This is a genomic window from Pseudoxanthomonas winnipegensis, from assembly GCF_030322905.1.
GTDB classification, from domain to species: domain Bacteria; phylum Pseudomonadota; class Gammaproteobacteria; order Xanthomonadales; family Xanthomonadaceae; genus Pseudoxanthomonas_A; species Pseudoxanthomonas_A winnipegensis.
Window position 1 is genome coordinate 3,676,127 of record NZ_CP095475.1, and the last position, 19,563, is coordinate 3,695,689.

The 19,563-nt window shown below is 70.9% G+C and carries 16 protein-coding genes; 9 read left to right on the forward strand and 7 right to left on the reverse strand.

Going from position 1 to position 19,563, the window contains the following annotated elements; genetic code table 11:
* Positions 1-121 precede the first annotated feature (121 nt).
* The 6 genes from purH (at position 122) to MWN52_RS16190 (ending at position 8,902) form a co-directional block, all read left to right on the forward strand.
* Complete coding sequence (purH, locus tag MWN52_RS16165) at positions 122-1,744, forward strand: bifunctional phosphoribosylaminoimidazolecarboxamide formyltransferase/IMP cyclohydrolase (protein ID WP_286575514.1); 1,623 nt, start codon at positions 122-124, stop codon at positions 1,742-1,744.
* Between the two features lie 120 nt (positions 1,745-1,864).
* Positions 1,865-3,151, forward strand: coding sequence for a phosphoribosylamine--glycine ligase (purD, locus tag MWN52_RS16170; protein ID WP_286575515.1), 1,287 nt, complete (start codon positions 1,865-1,867; stop codon positions 3,149-3,151).
* Positions 3,152-3,455: 304 nt separating this feature from the next.
* Positions 3,456-5,684, forward strand: coding sequence for a YccS family putative transporter (yccS, locus tag MWN52_RS16175; RefSeq protein WP_286575516.1), 2,229 nt, complete (start codon positions 3,456-3,458; stop codon positions 5,682-5,684).
* Between the two features lie 430 nt (positions 5,685-6,114).
* Complete coding sequence (locus MWN52_RS16180) at positions 6,115-8,004, forward strand: MFS transporter (protein ID WP_130516551.1); 1,890 nt, start codon at positions 6,115-6,117, stop codon at positions 8,002-8,004.
* Positions 8,005-8,075: 71 nt separating this feature from the next.
* The gene (locus MWN52_RS16185; RefSeq protein WP_130516549.1) at positions 8,076-8,489 is read left to right on the forward strand and encodes a CD225/dispanin family protein; all 414 of its coding nucleotides are present in this window, start codon (positions 8,076-8,078) and stop codon (positions 8,487-8,489) included.
* The gene (locus tag MWN52_RS16190) at positions 8,486-8,902 is read left to right on the forward strand and encodes a DUF2752 domain-containing protein (RefSeq protein WP_286575517.1); all 417 of its coding nucleotides are present in this window, start codon (positions 8,486-8,488) and stop codon (positions 8,900-8,902) included. The genes MWN52_RS16185 and MWN52_RS16190 overlap by 4 nt, the downstream gene beginning before the upstream one ends.
* 769 nt (positions 8,903-9,671) lie before the next feature.
* On the opposite strand, the gene MWN52_RS16195 is transcribed toward MWN52_RS16190, so the two are convergent.
* Genes MWN52_RS16195 through MWN52_RS16220 form a run of 6 tightly spaced genes read right to left on the reverse strand, consistent with a single transcriptional unit; the run spans position 9,672 to position 13,957 of the window.
* The gene (locus MWN52_RS16195) at positions 9,672-10,559 is read right to left on the reverse strand and encodes a hypothetical protein (protein ID WP_286575518.1); all 888 of its coding nucleotides are present in this window, start codon (positions 10,557-10,559) and stop codon (positions 9,672-9,674) included.
* A gap of 53 nt (positions 10,560-10,612) precedes the next feature.
* A complete protein-coding gene (nudC, locus tag MWN52_RS16200; RefSeq protein WP_286575519.1) occupies positions 10,613-11,536 on the reverse strand; it encodes an NAD(+) diphosphatase in 924 nt (307 codons plus the stop codon).
* Positions 11,536-11,922, reverse strand: a complete 387-nt coding sequence (erpA, locus tag MWN52_RS16205) for an iron-sulfur cluster insertion protein ErpA (protein WP_130516543.1) — start codon at positions 11,920-11,922, stop codon at positions 11,536-11,538. Before erpA ends, nudC begins: the two co-directional genes overlap by 1 nt.
* Positions 11,923-11,954: 32 nt before the next feature.
* Positions 11,955-12,716 carry a DUF6776 family protein gene (locus MWN52_RS16210; protein ID WP_286575521.1) on the reverse strand — a complete coding sequence of 254 codons (762 nt, stop codon included), beginning with the start codon at positions 12,714-12,716 and terminating at the stop codon, positions 11,955-11,957.
* A gap of 53 nt (positions 12,717-12,769) precedes the next feature.
* Positions 12,770-13,204 carry a bactofilin family protein gene (locus tag MWN52_RS16215; protein ID WP_286575522.1) on the reverse strand — a complete coding sequence of 145 codons (435 nt, stop codon included), beginning with the start codon at positions 13,202-13,204 and terminating at the stop codon, positions 12,770-12,772.
* 30 nt (positions 13,205-13,234) lie between these two features.
* Positions 13,235-13,957, reverse strand: coding sequence for a DUF6776 family protein (locus tag MWN52_RS16220; RefSeq protein WP_130516539.1), 723 nt, complete (start codon positions 13,955-13,957; stop codon positions 13,235-13,237).
* 152 nt (positions 13,958-14,109) lie between these two features.
* On the opposite strand from MWN52_RS16220, the gene MWN52_RS16225 reads away from it, so the two are divergent.
* The 3 genes from MWN52_RS16225 (at position 14,110) to MWN52_RS16235 (ending at position 19,098) form a co-directional block, all read left to right on the forward strand.
* Positions 14,110-14,709 (forward strand): DUF4126 domain-containing protein, encoded by a 600-nt coding sequence (locus MWN52_RS16225; protein ID WP_130516537.1) that lies wholly within the window; start codon positions 14,110-14,112, stop codon positions 14,707-14,709.
* A 67-nt stretch (positions 14,710-14,776) separates the two neighbouring features.
* The gene (locus MWN52_RS16230) at positions 14,777-16,669 is read left to right on the forward strand and encodes an EAL domain-containing protein (RefSeq protein ID WP_130536080.1); all 1,893 of its coding nucleotides are present in this window, start codon (positions 14,777-14,779) and stop codon (positions 16,667-16,669) included.
* 29 nt (positions 16,670-16,698) lie between these two features.
* Positions 16,699-19,098 carry a hybrid sensor histidine kinase/response regulator gene (locus MWN52_RS16235; protein WP_286575524.1) on the forward strand — a complete coding sequence of 800 codons (2,400 nt, stop codon included), beginning with the start codon at positions 16,699-16,701 and terminating at the stop codon, positions 19,096-19,098.
* Here the strand turns inward: MWN52_RS16235 and bfr are convergent.
* The gene (gene bfr, locus MWN52_RS16240; protein ID WP_286577772.1) at positions 19,071-19,541 is read right to left on the reverse strand and encodes a bacterioferritin; all 471 of its coding nucleotides are present in this window, start codon (positions 19,539-19,541) and stop codon (positions 19,071-19,073) included. The genes MWN52_RS16235 and bfr overlap by 28 nt on opposite strands.
* Positions 19,542-19,563 lie beyond the last annotated feature (22 nt).

The window sequence follows — 19,563 nt, forward strand, 5'->3', positions numbered from 1 at the left end:
GCTGCGGGGCATGGACCGCGAAGCCACTGCCTGGCAGCGGCGCGAGCCGGGACAGCCCGGCGGCAGCCACGGGCCGCGGGGCTCTACAATATCGCCCCCGCGTCGCTTCCCACTCCTGACCATGTCTTCCGATCTGCTGCCCGTGCGCCGGGCCCTGTTGTCCGTTTCCGACAAGACCGGCCTGCTCGAGCTGGCCCGTGCGCTGGCCGCGCGCGGCGTCGAACTGCTGTCCACCGGCGGCACCGCCAAGGCGATCCGCGACGCCGGCCTGCCGGTCAAGGACGTGTCCGAGGTCACCGGCTTCCCCGAGATGATGGACGGCCGGGTCAAGACGCTGCACCCGCTGGTGCACGGCGGCCTGCTGGGCCGCGCCGGCCTCGACGATGCGGTGATGGCGCAGCACGGCATCGCCCCGATCGATCTGCTGGTGCTCAACCTCTATCCGTTCGAGGCGGTCACCGCCAAGGCCGACTGCACGCTGGCCGACGCGGTGGAGAACATCGACATCGGCGGCCCGGCGATGCTGCGCAGCGCGGCCAAGAACTTCGCGCGCGTAGCGGTGGCGACCTCGCCGGACCAGTACGCCGAACTGCTGGCCGAGCTGGAGGCCCACGACGGCCAGCTCTCGGCGGCCAAGCGCTTCGCGCTGTCGGTGGCCGCGTTCAACCGCGTGGCGCAGTACGACGCGGCGATCAGCAACTACCTGTCCTCGTGCGTGGAGCCTTCCGCGGAGGCCGGCAGCGCCGCACGCGGACAGGCCATGGAGGCCGCGCCGGAGCGTTCGCTGTTCTCCGCGCAAGCCAACGGCAACTTCGTCAAGGTGATGGACCTGCGCTACGGTGAGAACCCGCACCAGCGCGCCGCCTTCTACCGCGACCTGTATCCGGCGCCCGGCTCACTGGCCACCTTCGCCCAACTGCAGGGCAAGGAGCTGAGCTACAACAACATCGCCGACAGCGACGCGGCCTGGGAATGCGTGCGCCAGTTCGACGCGCCGGCCTGCGTGATCGTCAAGCACGCCAACCCCTGCGGCGTGGCCGTGGGCGCAGGCACCGGCGATGCCTACGAGCTGGCCTATGCGACCGATCCGACCAGCGCCTTCGGCGGCATCATCGCCTTCAACCGCACGCTGGACGCGGCCACGGCCAAGGTGATCCTGGACCGCCAGTTCGTCGAGGTGCTGATCGCGCCGGACTACGAACAGGGCGCACTGGACTACGCCACCAAGAAGGCCAACGTGCGCGTGCTGCGCATTCCGCTGGCGCCGCCTTCGCCGCATTTCATCGACACCAAGCGCATCGGCTCGGGCATGTTGATGCAGACCGCCGACGACCGCGTGGTGACCCGCGACGAGCTGAAGGTGGTGACCCAGCTCGCGCCGACCGAGGCGCAGTTCGAGGACCTGCTGTTCGCGTGGAAGGTGGCCAAGTTCGTCAAGTCCAACGCCATCGTCTACGCCAAGGACCACCGCACGATCGGCGTCGGCGCCGGGCAGATGAGCCGGGTGTATTCGGCGCGCATCGCCGGCATCAAGGCGCAGGACGCCGGCCTGGTGGTGGAGAGCTCGGTGATGGCCAGCGATGCGTTCTTCCCGTTCCGCGACGGCATCGACGCCGCCGCGCAGGCCGGCATCAAGGCGGTGATCCAGCCCGGCGGCTCGATGCGCGACGGCGAAGTCATCGCCGCGGCCGACGAGCACGGCATCGCGATGGTCTTCACCGGCGTGCGCCACTTCCGGCACTGAGAGGCGGGGATTGGGGATTCGGGATTGGGGATTCGCAACAGCGACGCCCCTTCCAGACCCGCGATCCCGCCTCTGCTTCTAACGAATCCCCAATCCCGAATCCCGAATCCCAGCGCCCCAATGAAAATCCTCGTCATCGGCTCCGGCGGCCGCGAACACGCCCTGGCCTGGAAGCTGGCCCAGTCCGCCCGCGTCAGTGAGGTGCTGGTCGCGCCGGGCAATGCCGGCACCGCGACCGAGCGCGGCTGCCGCAACGTGCCGGTCAAGGTCACCGACATCGAAGGCTTGCTCAAGCTCGCGCAGGACGAGAGCGTGGCGCTGACCGTGGTCGGGCCGGAAGTGCCGCTGGTGCTCGGCGTGGTCGATGCGTTCCGCGCCGCGGGCCTGCGCATCTTCGGGCCGAGCGCGGCCGCCGCGCAGCTGGAAGGCAGCAAGGCCTTCGCCAAGGACTTCCTCGCCCGCCACGGCATCCCGACCGCGTTCTACCAGGTGCATACCGACGTGGACGCGGCGCTGGCCTATGTGCGCGACAAGGGCGCGCCGATCGTGATCAAGGCCGACGGCCTGGCCGCGGGCAAGGGCGTGATCGTGGCGATGACGCTGGAGGAGGCCGAGGCCGCCGTGCGCGACATGCTCAGCGGCAACGCCTTCGGGCAGGCCGGCGCGCGCGTGGTGATCGAAGAGTTCCTCGACGGCGAGGAGGCCAGCTTCATCTCGATGGTCGACGGGCGCACCGCGCTGCCGATGGCCACCAGCCAGGACCACAAGCGCGTGGGCGACGGCGACACCGGCCCCAACACCGGCGGCATGGGCGCCTACTCGCCCGCGCCGGTGGTGACGCCGCAGGTGCATGAGCGCGTGATGCGCGAGGTGGTCGAGCCGACCGTGGCCGGCATGATCGCCGACGGCGTGCCGTTCACCGGCTTCCTCTATGCCGGCCTGATGATCGACGCCAGCGGCGCGCCGAAGGTGATCGAGTTCAACGTGCGCTTCGGCGACCCGGAGACCCAGCCGGTGATGCTGCGCCTGCAGTCGGACCTGGTGGACCTGGTCGAGGCGGCGATCGACGGCCGGCTCGACGAGGTCCAGGCGCAGTGGGACCCGCGGCCCTCGCTGGGCGTGGTGATCGCCGCGCGCCCGTACCCGGACACGCCGGTCACCGGCGAGGTCATCGAAGGCCTGGACGCGGTGCCGGCCAGCGCCAAGGTCTTCCACGCCGGCACCGCGCTGGACGCCGACGGCCGCGTGGTCAGCGCCGGCGGCCGCGTGCTGTGCGTGGCCGCGCTGGGCGAGCGTGTCGCGCAGGCGCAGGCCAACGCCTATGCCGGCGTGGACAGGATCGGCTTCGAGCACGCCTTCCACCGCCGCGACATCGGCTGGCGCGCGATCGCGCGCGAGCAGGACTGAGCGCCGGCGTCTTCAGCGCGACGCGTTGAACGAAACGCGCCCTGCCGGGCGCGTTTCTTCTTGCGGCTCGCCAGCGCCGGCTCAATGGGCATGCGCCGATCTGGCGGCTGCGCATCGATCACCTGATCGACAAGCCTACCGGCCCCTGCGGGCATCGGCGTGCCTCGCGCCCGCCCGCTGAGTCCGTGCCTGGACGCGAACGGACGCGCGATGCCGCTAGGCCCACGCGCACCGGCCACGTTGCGTTGCATCGGCTTGCGGCACACTGACGTCTCGTCCGTCCCAGTGCGCCTGCTCCCTTCGCATGTCCTCGTCCTTCGAATCCCGCCTCGGCCGCCTTTGGGCCCACGAGAAAGCCAGCTACGGGCTGCGGGTGTTCATCGCGCTGTCGGTGGCCATGGGGCTGTGCTGGTACCACGACCGGCTGCTGTGGATCCCGCCGCTGTTCCTGGGGATCATCGCCAGCGCCCTGGCCGAGACCGACGACAACTGGCTCGGCCGGACCAAGTCGGTCCTGCTGTCGCTGCTGTGCTTCGTGCTGGCCGCCAGCGCGGTCAAGCTGCTGTTCCCGCATCCGCTGCTGTTCGTGATCAGCCTGGCGCTGGCGACCTTCGCCCTGACCCTGCTCGGCGCGCTGGGCGAGCGCTATGCCTCCATCGCCACCGGCACGGTCAGCCTGTCGATCTACGCGATGATCGGCATGGACCACGGCATCAACCCCGCGCCGGCGCACACCGCCGCCAGCTGGCAGGGCACCGGGCTGCTGCTGCTCGGCGCGGCCTGGTACGGGCTGCTGTCGATCCTGTGGACGGTGCTGTTCGCCAATCGCCCGGTGCGCGAGCGGCTGGCGCGGCTGTTCTGGGAGCTGGGCCGCTTCCTGCGTCTGAAGGCCGATCTGTTCGAGCCGGTGCGCGAGGTCGACGTCAACGCGCGCCGGCTGGCGCTGGCCCAGCAGAATGCGCGCGTGGTCGAGGCGCTCAACGGCGCCAAGACCGCGATCCTGGCGCGCTTCGGGCGCTCCGGCCGGCCCGGCGTGCAGTCGGGGCTGTACTTTCGCCTGTACTACATGGCGCAGGACTTCCACGAGCGCGCCAGCTCCTCGCACTACCCCTACGAGGCGCTGACCGAGGCCTTCTTCCACAGCGACGTGCTGTACCGCTGCCAGCGCCTGCTGGCGCTGCAGGGCAAGGCCTGCGCCGCGCTGGGCGTGGCGATCCGCATGCGCACGCCGTTCGAGTACGGTGAGCAGACGCGCATCGCCACGGCGGACCTGCGCGAGTCGCTGGCCTTTCTGCGCGACCAGCACAACCCGCGCTGGAACCGCCTGCTCGGCTCGCTGGAACTGCTGGGCACCAACCTGCAGACCATCGAGCGGCGGCTGTCGGAAGCCGCCCTGTCCGACACCACCAGCGAAGGCATCGACACGCGCCTGCGCGACGCCTCGCCGCATACGCTGCGCGAGATGGGCGCGCGCCTGGTGGCGCAGCTGACGCCCAAGTCGCTGCTGTTCCGCCACGGGCTGCGCATGGCCATCGCGCTGGCGGTGGGCTACGGGGTGATGCGCGCGATCCATCCCGACCACGGCTTCTGGATCCTGCTGACCACCGCCTTCGTCTGCCGGCCCAGCTACGGCGCCACGCGCCTGCGGCTGGTGCAGCGCATCGCCGGCACGCTGGTCGGCTTGGGCGCCACCTGGGCGCTGATGCAGCTGTTCCCCGGCACCGAGCTGCAGCTGCTGATCGCGCTGGCCGGCGCGCTGGTGTTCTTCGTCACCCGCACCGACCGCTACATGATCGCCACCGCGGCGATCACGGTGATGGCGCTGCTGTGCTTCAACCTGCTGGGCGATGGCTTCCTGCTGATCTGGCCGCGCCTGCTGGATACGGTGATCGGCTGCGCGATCGCCGCGGCGGCCTCATTCCTGATCCTGCCCGACTGGCAGGGCCGGCGCCTGCACCTGGTGATGGCCTCGGTGGTGCAGGCCTGCACCCGCTACCTGGACGAGGTGCTGGCGCAGTACCGCGGCCGCGGCAGCGACGATCTGGCCTATCGCATCGCCCGGCGCGACATGCACAACGCCGACGCGGCGCTGTCGGCGGCGCTGGCCAACATGGTGCGCGAGCCGGGCTACCTGCGCCGCAACCTGGATGCGGGCTTCCGCTTCCTGGCGCTGTCCAACACGTTGCTGGGCTATCTCTCCGCGCTGGGCGCGCACCGCGCCACGCTGCCGCCGCACGCCGACGACGCGCTCATCGACCAGGCCGGTCAGCGCCTGCACGACGCGCTGAGCCAGGCCGCGAGCGCGCTATCCGCGCGTCAGCCGCCGCCGGCCGACCTGGACGCCGGTGTGGCCGAGCTGGCCGACACGCTCGAACAGATGCCCGAGGACATCGAGGACAAGCAGCGCCTGCTGCGCACCCAGCTGGCCCTGATCCTGCGCTTGCTGCCGAAACTGCGCGCCGCCGCCGACGAGGTGATCCGCGGCCCGGCGTCCGAGCCCAGCACATCCGGCGCCAGCGCGGCGCCAGCCTAAGAGCAACCGCTCCCCATCCCTCCCTTCGCTTCGCGAAAGGAAAAGGGAAAGGGCGGAGCTCGGTGGGAGCCGCCACGGCGGCGATGGGCTTGACCGGGAAAGCCTCATCGCCGCCATGGCGTCTCCACCTGTAGAGCGGAGCTTGCTCCGCTGGGGCTTTCCCGATTGACCCGGCCGAAAGGCAGCGGAGCAAGCTCCGCTCTACGAGGAGGCCGCGATGTGGGCGGAAGAGACAGTTGCTCCCATAAGAGCGCGTCAGCGATCAATAGCGCTCACCTCACGCCACGCGCTCTACCCCCGCCGCGCCCATGCAACTCCCCAATCCCCAATCCCCAATCCCGAATCCCTAATCCCCGCTCCCCCAACCCCCGCTTCCCCAACCCCACCACGATGGCCTAGGCTGCGCCCCAGCTCTCGCACGGAATCGCGCATGTCCTCGGGCCACAACCAGTTCGCGCTGCTCAAGCAGCGCCGGTTCCTGCCGTTCTTCGCCGTCCAGTGCTTCGGCGCCTTCAACGACAACGTGTATCGGCAGGCCATCATCGGCCTGCTGTTCTACCTGGGCATCGATGCCCAGCAGCGCACGCTGTACACCAATCTGGCGCCGGCGCTGTTCATCCTGCCGTACTTCCTGTTCTCCTCCATCGCCGGGCAGATCGCCGAGAAGCTGGAGAAGCAGCGGCTGATCGTGATCACCACCACGATGGAGATCTGCATCATGACGCTGGCCGCGGTCGGCTTCCTGACGCAGAACCTGCCCGTGCTGCTGGTGGCGCTGTTCTGCACCGGCACGCAGTCCACGCTGTTCGGGCCGGTCAAGTATTCGATCCTGCCCTCGGTGCTCAAGCCCGAGGAGCTCACCGGCGGCAATGGCCTGGTCGAGATGGGCACCTCGCTGTCGATCCTGGTGGGCATGATCTTCGGCGGGCTGATCTTCCAGATCGCCGGCACGCACGGGCCGGTGACCGCGGCCACGGCGGTGATCGTGTTCGCGGTGGCCGGCAACCTGGTCGCGCGCAAGGTGCCGCGCGTGGAAGCCGGCGCGCCGGACCTCAAGCTCAACTGGAACCTGCTGGGCGAATCGCTGGCCATCATGCGCCTGGCGCGCAAGCAGCTGGCGGTGCGCAACGCGATCCTGGGCGTGTCGTGGTTCTGGTTCATCGGCACGGTGCTGACCGCGCAGCTGCCGACTTATGCCGAGGTCAACCTGGGCGGCACGCCCTCGCTGTACATCTTCGCCCTGGCGCTGTTCTCCATCGGCACCGGCACCGGCTCGCTGCTGTGCGAGAAGCTCTCCGGCCGCGTAGTGGAGATCGGCCTGGTGCCGCTGGGCGCGTTCGGCATCACCGCCTTCATGCTCGACCTGTACTTCGCCCGCCCGGGCGCGGCCACGCAGAGCGGGCTGAGCGTGATGCAGTTCCTGCAGGCGCACGGCGGCTGGCGCATCTGCATGGACCTGGTCGGCATCGGCCTGTTCACCGGCTTCTTCGTGGTGCCGCTGTTCGCGCTGATCCAGAGCCGCACGCCGCGCAGCGAGCTCTCGCGCGTGATCGCCGGGGTCAACATCCAGAACTCGCTGTTCATCGTCATCGCCGCGGTGCTGGGCGTGGCGGTGCAGCGCTTCCTGGGCTGGTCGATCCCGCAGGTGTTCCTGGCCCTGGCCATCGCCAACGCCGTGGTGGCGATCTGGATCTTCTCGATCGTGCCCGAGTTCCTGATGCGCTTCCTGAGCTGGGTGATGGTGCGCGCGCTGTACCGGCTGCGCCTGCACGGCATCGAGCGCCACCTGCCCGACGAGGGCCCGGCGCTGATCGTGTGCAACCACGTCAGCTACATGGACGCGCTAATCCTCTCGGCCGCGATCCCGCGCCCGGTGCGCTTCGTCATGTACTACAAGATCTTCAACATCCCGGTGATGCGCTGGATCTTCCGCAACGCCAAGGCGATCCCGATCGCCGGCGCGCGCGAGAACCCCGCGCTGATGCAGGAGGCCTTCGAACAGATCGATGCGGCGCTGGCCGACGGCCAGCTGGTGGGCATCTTCCCAGAGGGCGCGCTGACCAAGGACGGGCAGATGGCCGCGTTCAAGTCCGGCGTGGAGAAGATCCTCGAACGCCGCCCGGTGCCGGTGGTGCCGATGGCGCTGCGCGGCATGTGGACCAGCATGTGGTCGCATCGCGACTCGCGCCTGCACCGCATGCGCCTGCCGCGCCGCTTCCGTGCGCATATCGAAGTGGTCGCCGGCGCACCGATGCCCGCCGACAGCAGCGCCGAACAGCTCGAAGCCCGGGTACGCGCACTGCGCGGCGATGCGGCCTGAAGGCACCGCGGGTTCGCAGGATCGCAACGCTGGACTAGACTCCAGCCACCAACCCTTGGGGAGATGAGTAGATGAGCACGATTCCGCCGCCGCCCGGCCCGCCGACGCCGCCGTCCGATCCGCCGCCGTATACGCCGCCGCCCTACACCCCGCCGCCGCAGGCCGCCGCGCCGGGCCCGGTGCCCAATCATCTGGTGTGGGCGATCCTGGCCACGGTCTTCAGCCTGTGCCTGTGCTGCGGCATCCCGGGTCTGATCACCGGCATCGTGGCGATCGTGTTCGCCGCCAAGGTCAATAGCCTGCTGGCCGCGGGCGACTTCGCCGGTGCCCAGCGCGCCTCGCAGACGGCCAAGACCTGGTGCATCGTGACCACGGTGTTCGCCGCGATCGGCATCGTGCTGATGATCTACAACTTCGCCAGCGGCCATGCGATGGCCAACTACGAGCTGATGATGCAGCAGATCCGGGCGCAGGCCGGCCAGTGATCGCACTGACGCGCCCGCGGGTCCTCCTGCTGGCGGCGACCGTTCCATTGGTCGCCGCCGGCGCGCTGGTGCTGCGGGTGGTCGATCCCAATCAGCCGGGCAATCTGCTGCCCCGTTGTGTCTTCCACGGCCTCACCGGCCTGTGGTGTCCGGGCTGCGGCATGACCCGCGCGCTGCACGCCCTGCTGCAGGGCGATCTGCCCACCGCCCTGCACATGAATCCGCTGGGCATGCTGATGTTGCCGCTGCTGCCGATGATGCTGTTCTGGTCGTGGGGCTGGCAGCCGCGCGTGCTGCGGTCGCTCATGCGCTGGGCGATGGATCCGCGGGTGTGGCTGGTGGTGATTCCCGCCTACTGGCTGCTGCGCAATCTGCCGTGGTTTCCCTTCACGCTGCTGGCGCCGCCGGTTTGAGTGCTGGCACGGGCTGAGCGCTGACACGGGCTGAGCGCTGACAAGGCCTGAGCGCTGACACGGCCGGAGAGCAGGCGCTGCCTGAAGTCAGCGCGAGCAAGCGCTCGTCTCGTTCGGATGCCTGCGCCGTTCGCGGAAATCCTTCTTCTCGTCATCCCCGCGAACGCGGGGATCCAGGGACTTTCGTCCAGACCGCACAGCGCCCATGGGCTCCCGCCTTCGCGGGAGCGACGATTTTCGATGATCGGTCGCACACCGAAACTCAAACTCGATACGCAAGCCGTGTCTCAGCGGCCAGGCGCTCGCCTTCGCATGTCTGCACCGTTCGCGGGCATCTCTCTTCTCGTCATCTCCGCGAACGCGGGGATCCAGTGACGTTCGTCCAGACCGCGCAACGTCCATGGGTTCCCGCTTTCGCGGGAGAGACGATTTTCGGTGACCGGCCTTGCGCCGAAATGCCGGATCGAGCTGGCGGACATGTCGCAGCGGCCGGGCGTTCGCTGAAGCGCGGCATGCCGCGCAAGCCATCGCGCTTCGATTATCCGCCGCACCGCCGTCCATGGCGCGACCTTGGCTGCCTTGCGGATCGTCCGGCCCGGCCATCCCTGGCCGGGCGTTCGCTGAAGCGCGGCATGCCGCGCAAGCCATCGCGCTTCGGTTATCCACCGCACCGCCGTCCATGGCGCGGCTTGGCCGCCTTACGGGTTGTCCGGCCCGGCCATCCATGGCCGGGCGTTCGCCGACGCGCGCGGCATGCCGCGCAAGCGCGTCAGCTCACCCACCCCGCGATCACCAGCAAGGCCATCACCGCCAGCCACAGCAGCAGGATGCGCCAAACCAGGCTCATCGCGTCGCGCAGTTCGGGCATGTCGCGCAGCTGCGGCGGCGGGGGCACGCCGTCGTCCAGATAGTCCTGCACTTCCTCGGCGACTTCGGCGCTGACGCTGGCGCGCGCGGCCGCGCCGAGGAAGCCGGTGTCCAGCCGCCAGCGGTTGCCGCCGGCGCCACGCCAGGCCTGGAACACCGTGTCGAAGTTGCCCATCAGCGCCATCGACAGCGTCATCAGCTGCGCGATCGGCCAGTCCAGCAGGGTCAGCAGCCGCGCGGCGCCGGCGCGGTGCGCCTCGGGCAGGGTGTCGGCCGCCGGGCCGCGCGCGGACAGGGCGCACAGTCGGTACAGCACCGCGCCGGCGGGGCCGAGCAGCGCGAACCAGAACACCACCGAGAACCAGCGCGTCAGCGCCGCGCGGAACACGGCCTCGACCAGGCCCGGCGCGTCGTCGCTGTCGGGCCCCAGCTCGGCCATCGCCAGGCGCTGCCCGGCGGCCTCCTCGGCCTCGAGCACCGCGCGCACGTCGGCATCCAGGTCGCGCGGGCCCCAGGCCCAGACCAGCACCGCCACGCCGAAGACCAGACCCAGCAGGCCCAGCAGCGGCGCATGCAGCCAGGCCTGCACCACGATCACCAGCAGCAGCCAGGGCGCGATCGCCAGCGCGGCGCCGGCCGGACCAGTCCACAGCCCGCTGCCGCCCAGCCGCACCTGCAGCCAGTGCAACCAGCGCGCGTACAGATCGTGGCGCCGGTACGCGCTCACCGCATGCGGCGCCAGCTGGCCCAGCACCACCGCCACCACGACCGCCACCAGCGTGATCGACATTTCGAAGGCTCCCTTGCGTGGCGCCGATTCTAGAGCGATCGACGCCGCGCGGCTCAGGCCGTCATCTTGCGGTGCCAGTGCGCGATCAGCGCACGGGCGATGGACAGCGGCGGCGACAGCAGCAGCTCGCCCTCGCCGCGCAGCGCCGCGCCGACCTCGTCCACGCTGCACCAGCGCGCATCCTCCAGCTCGCCGTTGACGCGCGGTTCGTCGGGCTCGGCATCGGCCTCGAAGCCCAGCATCAGGGCGCCGGGAAACGGCCACGGCTGCGAACCGAGATAGCGCGCGGCGCGCACGCGCACTTGCGTCTCTTCCAGCACCTCGCGGGCCACGGTCTGCTCCAGGCTCTCGCCCGGCTCGACGAAACCGGCCACCACCGAATAGCGCTGTGCCGGCCACGCGGCTTGGCGCCCCAGCAGCAGCCGCGTGCCGTCGCTGACGGCCACGATCACCGCCGGATCGACGCGCGGGTAGTGCTCGGCGCGGCACTGCAGGCAGCGCGCGATATAGCCGGCGCGGCGCAGTTCGAGCCGGCCGCCGCAGACGGTGCAGAACCGCGTGCGCCGCTGCCAGTGCAGCAGCGCGCGCGCCTGGGCGAAGGCGGTCGAATCGGCATGCGCCCAGTCGCTGGCGGCCTGGCGCAGCTCCATCCGGCCCGGCGCCTGGAAGGCGACCACGTCGGCCGAGATGGCGAACCACGCCCCCTCTCCGCGCATGCCCAGGAAGGTCGCCAGGCCCGGCCCGCCGCCCAGCTGCTCGCCGGTGGGCGCCAGCAGCTCGCCGTGGCGATCGGCGTAGGCCAGCCCGTCGGCGTCGATCACCAGCACCCGCGCCTGCGGCCACAGCGCGGCCAGCGCGCGCGCGTCGTCGCGCAGCGCATCGGCGCGGTCCAACGGCTCGGCCACGAACGAAAAACCGGACAAGGGTCCGGTCTGAAGAGGCAACGGCGTGCGTGCGCCGCCCGCGTCGGCCGGCATCACATGCTGAAGCTGCTGCCGCAGCCGCAGGTGGTCTTGGCGTTGGGGTTGCGGATCACGAACTGCGCGCCGGTCAGGCTCTCGGTGTAGTCCACCTCGGCGCCCATCAGATACTGCAGGCTGAGCGGATCGACCAGCAGGGTGACCTCGTCGGTGCGCACGGCCACGTCGTCCTCGGCGCGGTTCTCGTCGAACTCGAAGCCGTACTGGAACCCCGAGCAGCCGCCGCCCTCGATGTACACGCGCAGCGCCAGGTCGGCATTGCCTTCCTCGGCGATCAGCTCGCGCACCTTGGCCGCGGCGGCATGGGTGAAGTTGAGCGGACGCTCCAGCGACTGGTAGTCCGGCGCCGGGGTCGCATTGGGCAGGGAGACGAGCGTGCTCATGAGGGGAAGGATGGGGCCAGGACGATGTCAGTTCAACCCGAGGGCTGGGCCGCATCGTCCTGCGCGCCGGCGGCCTGCGCCCAGGTGAAGGACTGGTCCACGCGCTCGCTGTTGTCCGGCTGCAGGCGCGCGGTGACGCGCAGCGGCTTGAAGTCCGGCGGCAGCACGATCTCGCCCTCGATCTGTTGGAAATACTTGAACGAATAGGCCATCCCATCGGCCTGCGGCTGCTGGCGCAGCCGCCCCCAGTCCAGCGTCTCCAGCTTGCCCGCGCGCGTGCCCTCCACGCTCAGCTGCAGCCGGCCGCGGTTGACCGCGCCACGGTTGAGGTTCTGGGTAAGCGTGGCGGTGAAGTGCCAGGCCTGGTCGGTCTGCGGCTGCAGCTTGAGCTCGTGCACCGCCAGGCCGCGCCGCTGCGCGGTGGCGCCGACGAAGCGCTCGTAGAAGGCCACGTCAGCGCGCAGGCCGGCGATCTGTTCCTCGCGGTCGCTCAGCGTGGCCTGCAGGTCGCGGTTGGCCTCGCGGCTGATCTGGTCCGAGCGCGAGAGCGTGGCGACCTGCTGTTCCAGTTCATGCACGCGGCCCTGCGTGGCCTGCCATTGCGCCGCCGTCGGCGCGTGCCGCGCGCCTGGCGCGAACACCGTCCACAGGCCCCAGGCACCGAAGCCCAGCGCGAGCACCAGCACACCCAGCAGCGCATACACCGTCAGGCGCGCGCCGCGGCTGACGGGCAGCAGATGCGGGCCTTCGGACGCCGGGCGCGGCGCGCCGTTGGGCGGATCGTTCGCAGACATGGGGCCAGCTTAGTCGGCCCGTTATGAACAGGGCCGAGGCTCGCCTGCGCGGCCTAGGCGTTGGCGGCTTCCGGCAGCGCGTCCAGCGGTGCGGGCACGGGCGCCGCAGCCTGCGCCGGCTCGCCCTCGCTCAGATGCATCAGCTGTCCTACCAGCACGGCGCCGGCGCGCATCTCCACCACCTTGTAGTGGATGTTGCCGCTGACCCGCGCCTTGGGCGCCAGCTCCACCCGCTCGGTGGCGCGCACGTCGCCTTCGATGCGGCCGTTGACGATCACCACCGGCACATCGACCACGCCCTCGATCAGGCCCGCCTCGCCCAGCGTCAGCGTGGCCGGCTGGCCGGGCGCGGCGAAGACCCGGCCGTGGATGCGGCCCTCCACCACCAGCCCGCCGCTGAACTGCAGATCGCCATGCAGCACGACCTGCGCGCCGATGAGGGTGTCGACGGCCTGGCCGTCGTGCCAGCTGCTCTTCTTCTTCAACATGGACGCTCCGTGGGAGGAAGGGGACTGCGGTCAGCCGCGGGCCGGGGCCCAGTCGAACGCGCGCTCGACCGGCGCCCGCCCGGGCGCCTGCAGGGTCACGCGCACGCGCTGCGGGGTGAAGCCGGCCGGCAGCACGATGCGCCCGGACAGCTCCTGGAAATAGCGGAAGGAGAACGCCTGCGGCGCGGACTCGCCGCCGGTGTGCAGCTGCGCCCAGTCCAGCGTCTCGTGGCGGCCGGCGCGCACGCCGTCCACCGCCAGCTGCATCTGCCCGGTGCTGATCGCATCGCGGTCCAGGGTCTGGGTCAGCACGATCCGGTAGCCGAAGGCCCCGTCGCCCTGGGCGGCGAACCTGGAGGAGAACACCGTCAGGTCCGTGCGCTGGGCGGTCGGACCGGCCAGGCGTGCGTAGAAGGCCAGGTCGCTGCGCAGATCGTTGATCTGGGTCTCGCGCTGGGCCAGGGTATCCTGCAGGTCCAGGTTGGCCGCGCGACTGATGCGGTCGGACTGCTCCAGCACCACCATCCGGCGGCGCAGCTCGGCGACCTCGCGGCTGGACTGGCGCTCGGCGGCCTCGGCGCTGGCCGCGCGCTGGCGCAGCTGGTCTAGGCCGGCCGGGCGCGTCAGCCACAGGACGGCGGCGGCGACCAGCGCCAGCGAGGCGAGCCAGCCCAGGACCAACAGGAGCCGCCACGGCAGGCGGCGGCCCTGGCGGCCGCGGACGATGCGGTACTGCGGAATGGTGGAGTGCATGGCGGACACGGCGTTGGCAAGGAAGGCCGGCACGGTCCACGCGCCGCCCCCGCGCGCCTGCACGGACGCGGCCCCGGCGGGACCTATACTGGCGATGACCCGACGGGACGCGCGCTCCCCTCCCGTCGCCCCCAGTCTAGAGCGTGTTGGCCATGACCGAAGCACATCTGTTCGTGATCGGGATCCTGCTGGCCTGGATGGCGGGCATCCGCGCCTACCTGACCGTGTTCGGGATCGGCCTGGCCGGGCTGCTGGGCTGGGTCGAGCTGCCGCCGGCGCTGCAGGCCACCCAGTCGTGGTGGGTGCTGGGCACCTCCGGCGCCTTGGCGGTGGCCGAGTTCTTCGCCGACAAGATCCCCGGCGTGGATTCGGTCTGGGACCTGCTGCAGACCCTGGCGCGGGTGCCGGCCGGCGCCTTCCTCGCGGCCGCGACACTCTCGCCCGACGGGCACCTGGGCACCGGCGCGCTGGCGGCCGGCGCCGGCGTGGCGCTGACCAGCCATCTACTCAAGGCCGGCTCGCGCGCCTTGCTCAACACCTCGCCCGAGCCGGTCAGCAACTGGACCGCCTCGCTCGCCGAGGACGTGGTGGTGACCGGCGGCCTGGCCCTGGCGCTGGCCCATCCCTGGCTGGCGCTGTCGGTGGCGGTGGTGCTGAGCCTGACCATCGCCCTGGTGCTGGGATGGATCGCCCGCGCGGTGTGGCGACGCCTGCGACCCCGCTCATCACCCACGGCCGCATCGCGGCCGTAAGCGGGTCGAGAACCCGTTTTAACGGCAGTCCGTCGCATAATGGACATCAGTCACGCCGGAAAGCCCGATGCCCGCACCGCCGTCCCCCACGTCTTCGTCCTCTTCTTCTCCGCGCCCGCTGGTGCGCGCCGAGATGCCGCCGCCGAACTACTGGCGGCGCTGGACCGACGACGTGCCGGCCCTCTCCGCCAGCGCCGAAGCAGAGTCCGATAACGGCGCTGGCGCCGGCCTGCCCGGCGGCGCGGGCGCGCCCCCGGCCGCCGGCGCGGCGGAGGGCGAAGGCGGTCCGGCCGAATCGCCGTATCGCGTGCTGATCGTCGAAGACGACCGCCCGCAGGCCCTGTTCGCCCAGAGCGTGCTGCACGGCGCGGGCATGCTGGCCGAAGTGGAGATGGAGGCCGACAAGGTCATCGACAGCATCCAGCGCTTCGTGCCCGACCTGCTGCTGATGGACCTGCACATGCCCGGCCAGGACGGCATGTCGCTGACGATGGCCATCCGCGAGCGGCCCGAGTACCTGGACCTGCCCATCGTCTTCCTCACCGGCGATCCGGATCCGGAACGCCAGTACGACGCGCTGGACAGCGGCGCCGACGACTTCCTGAACAAGCCAATCCGCCCGCGCCACCTGATCGCCGCGGTGTCCAACCGCATCCGCCGCATGCGCCAGCGCCTGCCGGTGCAGGTGCTGACCAGCGCCGCGCCCGAGGTCAACCAGACCCCGCTGGACGTCAATCCGGAGACCGGCCTGCACACCCGCGCCTACGTCCAGCAGCAGCTGGCCTCGGCGCTGGAGGAACACGCCGACGGCGGCCTGTTCTTCATCGAGATCGCCGGCGCCCTGGGCCTGCGCGACCGCTACGGCTATGCCGCCTTCGAGCAGCTGATGTCGCAGGCCGCGCGCCAGCTGTCCGGCTTCGCCGCACCGCATCCGCTGGCGCGCCTGAACGACAACAGCTTCCTGACCGTGGCCCGCGGCCTGCCGCGCGAGGCCTTGGAGGGCTTCGCCCGCTCGCTGCACGACCAGCTGGCCAAGGTGTCGCTGCCGGTGCGCGCCAGCGAGACCATCCAGCTGCGCGCGATCATCGGCTACTCCGAGCTGGCCCTGGGCTTCGCCGACCGCGATGCGGCGCTGGAGGCGGTCGAGCACGCCGCCGTGGCCGCGCGCAGCCAGCCCGGCCACGTCGCCGCGCACGTGCCGGCGCCCTCGGCCAGCGAACAGGCCCGCGCCTCGCTGGCCGACACCACGCTGGAACTGCTGTTCCAGCCGATCGTGTCGGTGGCCGGCGGCGACCAGGCCCAGTTCCAGGTGCTCATGCGTCTGCGCCAGGCCGACGGCACGCTGCTGCCGGCCGCCCAGGTCGTGCCGGCGGCCGAGCTGTCCGGCGACATCGTCGACCTGGACCGCCAGATCATCGCCCGCGCGCTGGACCTGATCGCCAAGCGCAAGGTCGAGGGCGCCGAGCTGCGTCTGTTCGTGTCGCAGTCGCCGCTGACCCTGAACCGCCCTGGCGCGGCCGACTGGCTGATCGGCGAGATCCGCCGCCGCGGCATCGAGCCGTCCTCGCTGGTGATGGACCTGCGCCTGTCCGACGCGCTGATCCACACCGTGGCGCTGCGCGATTTCTGCCAGGCCCCGATGCAGGCCGGCGTGCAGTTCTGCCTGAGCCAGTTCGAGCCCGGCACCGATGCCGAGGCGCTGCTCTCGCTGCTGCCGCTGAGCTATCTGCGCGTCTCCAGCCGTTTCGCCGGCGCGCACAAGGACGCCGCGCTGCGCGGCCAGCTGCGCGCCACCATCGACTTGGCGCACCGCCAGAACCTGCTGGTGATCGGCCAGCAGATCGAGGACCCGCAGGCCGCCGCGGCCATGTGGATGGGCGGCGTCGACTTCATCCAGGGCAACCTGGTGCAGGGCGTCGGCGAGGACCTGGGCTTCGACTTCCATAACGCGGTGCTGTAGTGGTCGCCGCGCCAGGACGTGCGGCACTGATGTCCTGGCTGGCCGCCGCCGCGGCCGTGCTGCTGCTGGTCTCGCTGTGGCTGGACCTGTCGATGGTGCCCGGCCCTTGGCTGCTGGTGGCTTTCTCCTCCGGCGTGGCCGCCCTGCTGGCCACCGTGGCCACGCTGGTGCTGCTGCATGCGGTCGCGCGCCACATCGAGGCCGCCGATGCGCGCGCGGCCATCGCCGAGTCCGAGCGCCAGATGGCCCAGCGCGAGGTCGAGCGCCTGGGCCGCGTCGAGGGTGAGCTGATCAAGGCCAAGCAGGCGGCCGAATCGGCGGTGCTGGCCAAGGGCGAGTTCCTGGCCACGATGAGCCACGAGATCCGCACCCCGCTCAACGGCATCGTGCCGATGCTCGAACTGCTCTCGCGCTCGGCCCTGGCGCCGGACCAGCGCCAGCTGCTGCTGACCGCCACCGCCTCCTCGCAGACCCTGCTGCGCATCGTCGACGACATCCTGGACTACTCCAAGCTGGAGGCGAACAAGCTCGAGCTGGAGAACACCGCCTTCAACCTGCGCGAGGTGCTCGAGCAGGTCATGCAGCTGATGCAGCGCCCGGCCGAGAGCCGCGGCCTGCGCCTTGGCCTGCAGCTGGACCCGACCGTGCGCCTGTCGGTGCGCGGCGATCCGCTGCGCCTGCGCCAGGTGCTGACCAACCTGATCGGCAACGCCATCAAGTTCACCGAGCGCGGCTCGGTGACGCTGGTCGCCCGGCGCCTGGGCGAGACCGGCGCACAGCACCTGTTGCGCTTCGAGGTCCGCGACACCGGCATCGGCATCGACCCCGAAGCGCAGGCGCGGCTGTTCAGTCCCTTCAGCCAGGCCGATGCGTCCACCACCCGCATCTTCGGCGGCACCGGCCTGGGGCTGGCCATCTGCAAGCGCATCGTCGGCCTGATGGGCGGGCGCATCGCGGTGGTGTCCGAGCTGGGGCGCGGGTCGACCTTCTGGTTCGAGATCCCGCTGCTCAAGGCGCTGGGCGACCTGCCCGCGCCGGCGCGCCCGGCGCAGGCGCGCGTGCTGCTGGTCAGCGCCGACGGCCGGCTGCGCTCGCGCCTGTCCAACCTGGTGCCGCAGTGGAACGCCTCCCTGCAGTGCGTGGAGACCGTGCAGGAGGCGCTGGAACGGCTGCGCGCCAATACCGCGGGCTTCCACACCGTGGTGGCTGATCTCAGCCCGAGCATGCGCAGCAGCGCCCGCGCCCTGCACCGCGTGATCGGCCGCCTCGCCCAGGAGACCGGCACCCAGCTGGTCTGGCTCTACGGCGACGAGCCCGTGCCCGAGGAGCTGCGCGTCGGCGCGACCTCGCTGCCGCGCCTGGCGCATGAATCGGACCTGCGCGCGCTGCTGAGCACCATCCCCAAGCCCCCCACTGCCCCGGCCAGCGCGCCGGTCCACGTCGAGCAGCCGCTGCCCCTGCCCGAACCGGAGCCGTTCGCCGGCGTCGGACCCGCCGCCGACGCTTCGCAGCCCATCGCCGTGGACGGCCGCCGCGTGCTGCTGGTCGAGGACAACCCGGTCAATCTGGCGGTGGCCGAGAAGATGCTCGAGTCGCTGGGCTTCCGCGCCGACCACGCCCACAACGGCGTGATGGCGCTGGAGAAGATGGAGCGCACCCGCTACCCGCTGGTGCTGATGGACTGCCAGATGCCGCTGCTGGACGGCTATACCGCCACGCGCCGCTGGCGCGAGCGCGAGGCCGAGCGCGGCCAGCCGCGCCTGCCGATCGTGGCCATGACCGCCAACGCCATGGCCGGCGACCGCCAGCGCTGCCTGGACGCCGGCATGGACGACTACCTGTCCAAGCCGGTCTCACGCGCGCTGCTGGAGGAATGCCTGGTGCGCTGGCTGCCGCCGGTCGGCGAAGCCTCGGATTCGGACACCCCGAGCAGCGAGCCGAGTGTGGGCGCGCTCCCCGCGGTCCCGGTCTCAGAGGGCAACCCCGCGTCCGCCGCGCCGCCGTCGCCTGCGCCGCCGCCCAGCGCGCCTGCGCTGGGCATCCCGGTCGCGCTGGACACCGCGCTGCTGGACGAGCTCGTCGAGTTCACCGGCCCGGACACCGGCCGCATCATCCAGGTCTTCCTCGAGGACGCGCCGCGGCTGATCTCCGAGCTGGAGGCCGCCTCGGCCGCGCCCGACCTGGAAGCCATGCGCGCGGCGGCGCATTCGCTCAAGTCCTCCAGCGCCAATCTCGGCGCGCTGGCGCTGTCGGCCGCGGCCAAGCGGATCGAACTGGGCGCGCGCGAGGCGCGCCTGGAGCGCCCGGCCGTGGCGGTGGCGCTGGTGATCGCCGAGTTCGCGCGTGCCCGGGTGGCGCTACAGGACTATCTGGCGCGCCTGGAGGGCGCGCCGGCCGCGGCTCAGTCGTCGAGCTTGGTCAACAGGTAGTTCGGTTCGCCGATCCGGCCGATCAGGTCCAGCTGGGTTTCCAGCCAGTCCACGTGCTCTTCCTCCGAATCGAGGATGTCCACCAGCAACTGGCGGCTGACGTAATCGCCCACCGTCTCGCAGTAGGCCACGCCCTCGCGCAGCACCGGCAGCGCCTCCAGCTCCAGCGCCAGGTCGCACTCGAGCATCTCGCGCGGGTTCTCGCCCACGCGCAGCTTGCCCAGCGCCTGGAAGTTCGGCAGGCCCTCGAGGAACAGGATGCGGTCGGCCAGCTTGTCCGCATGCTTCATCTCGTCGATGGATGCCTTGTACTCGTACTCGGCCAGTTCCTTCAGGCCCCAGTGCTTGAGCATCTTGGCGTGCAGGAAGTACTGGTTGATCGCGGTCAGCTCGTTGTAGAGGACCTTGTTGAGGAACTCGATGACCTTGGCGTCGCCCTTCATCGTCATATCCATGCGCAGAGAA

Coding starts and splice junctions, on each gene's coding strand:
- MWN52_RS16180 (WP_130516551.1), top strand. CDS start 6,115: ATGTCCTCGGGCCACAACCAGTTCGCGCTGCTCAAGCAGCGCCGGTTC.
- bfr (WP_286577772.1), bottom strand. CDS start 19,541: ATGAAGGGCGACGCCAAGGTCATCGAGTTCCTCAACAAGGTCCTCTAC.
- MWN52_RS16220 (WP_130516539.1), bottom strand. CDS start 13,957: ATGCACTCCACCATTCCGCAGTACCGCATCGTCCGCGGCCGCCAGGGC.
- MWN52_RS16215 (WP_286575522.1), bottom strand. CDS start 13,204: ATGTTGAAGAAGAAGAGCAGCTGGCACGACGGCCAGGCCGTCGACACC.
- MWN52_RS16230 (WP_130536080.1), top strand. CDS start 14,777: ATGCCCGCACCGCCGTCCCCCACGTCTTCGTCCTCTTCTTCTCCGCGC.
- MWN52_RS16235 (WP_286575524.1), top strand. CDS start 16,699: ATGTCCTGGCTGGCCGCCGCCGCGGCCGTGCTGCTGCTGGTCTCGCTG.
- MWN52_RS16195 (WP_286575518.1), bottom strand. CDS start 10,559: ATGTCGATCACGCTGGTGGCGGTCGTGGTGGCGGTGGTGCTGGGCCAG.
- erpA (WP_130516543.1), bottom strand. CDS start 11,922: ATGAGCACGCTCGTCTCCCTGCCCAATGCGACCCCGGCGCCGGACTAC.
- MWN52_RS16225 (WP_130516537.1), top strand. CDS start 14,110: ATGACCGAAGCACATCTGTTCGTGATCGGGATCCTGCTGGCCTGGATG.
- purD (WP_286575515.1), top strand. CDS start 1,865: ATGAAAATCCTCGTCATCGGCTCCGGCGGCCGCGAACACGCCCTGGCC.
- nudC (WP_286575519.1), bottom strand. CDS start 11,536: ATGCCGGCCGACGCGGGCGGCGCACGCACGCCGTTGCCTCTTCAGACC.
- purH (WP_286575514.1), top strand. CDS start 122: ATGTCTTCCGATCTGCTGCCCGTGCGCCGGGCCCTGTTGTCCGTTTCC.
- yccS (WP_286575516.1), top strand. CDS start 3,456: ATGTCCTCGTCCTTCGAATCCCGCCTCGGCCGCCTTTGGGCCCACGAG.
- MWN52_RS16185 (WP_130516549.1), top strand. CDS start 8,076: ATGAGCACGATTCCGCCGCCGCCCGGCCCGCCGACGCCGCCGTCCGAT.
- MWN52_RS16210 (WP_286575521.1), bottom strand. CDS start 12,716: ATGTCTGCGAACGATCCGCCCAACGGCGCGCCGCGCCCGGCGTCCGAA.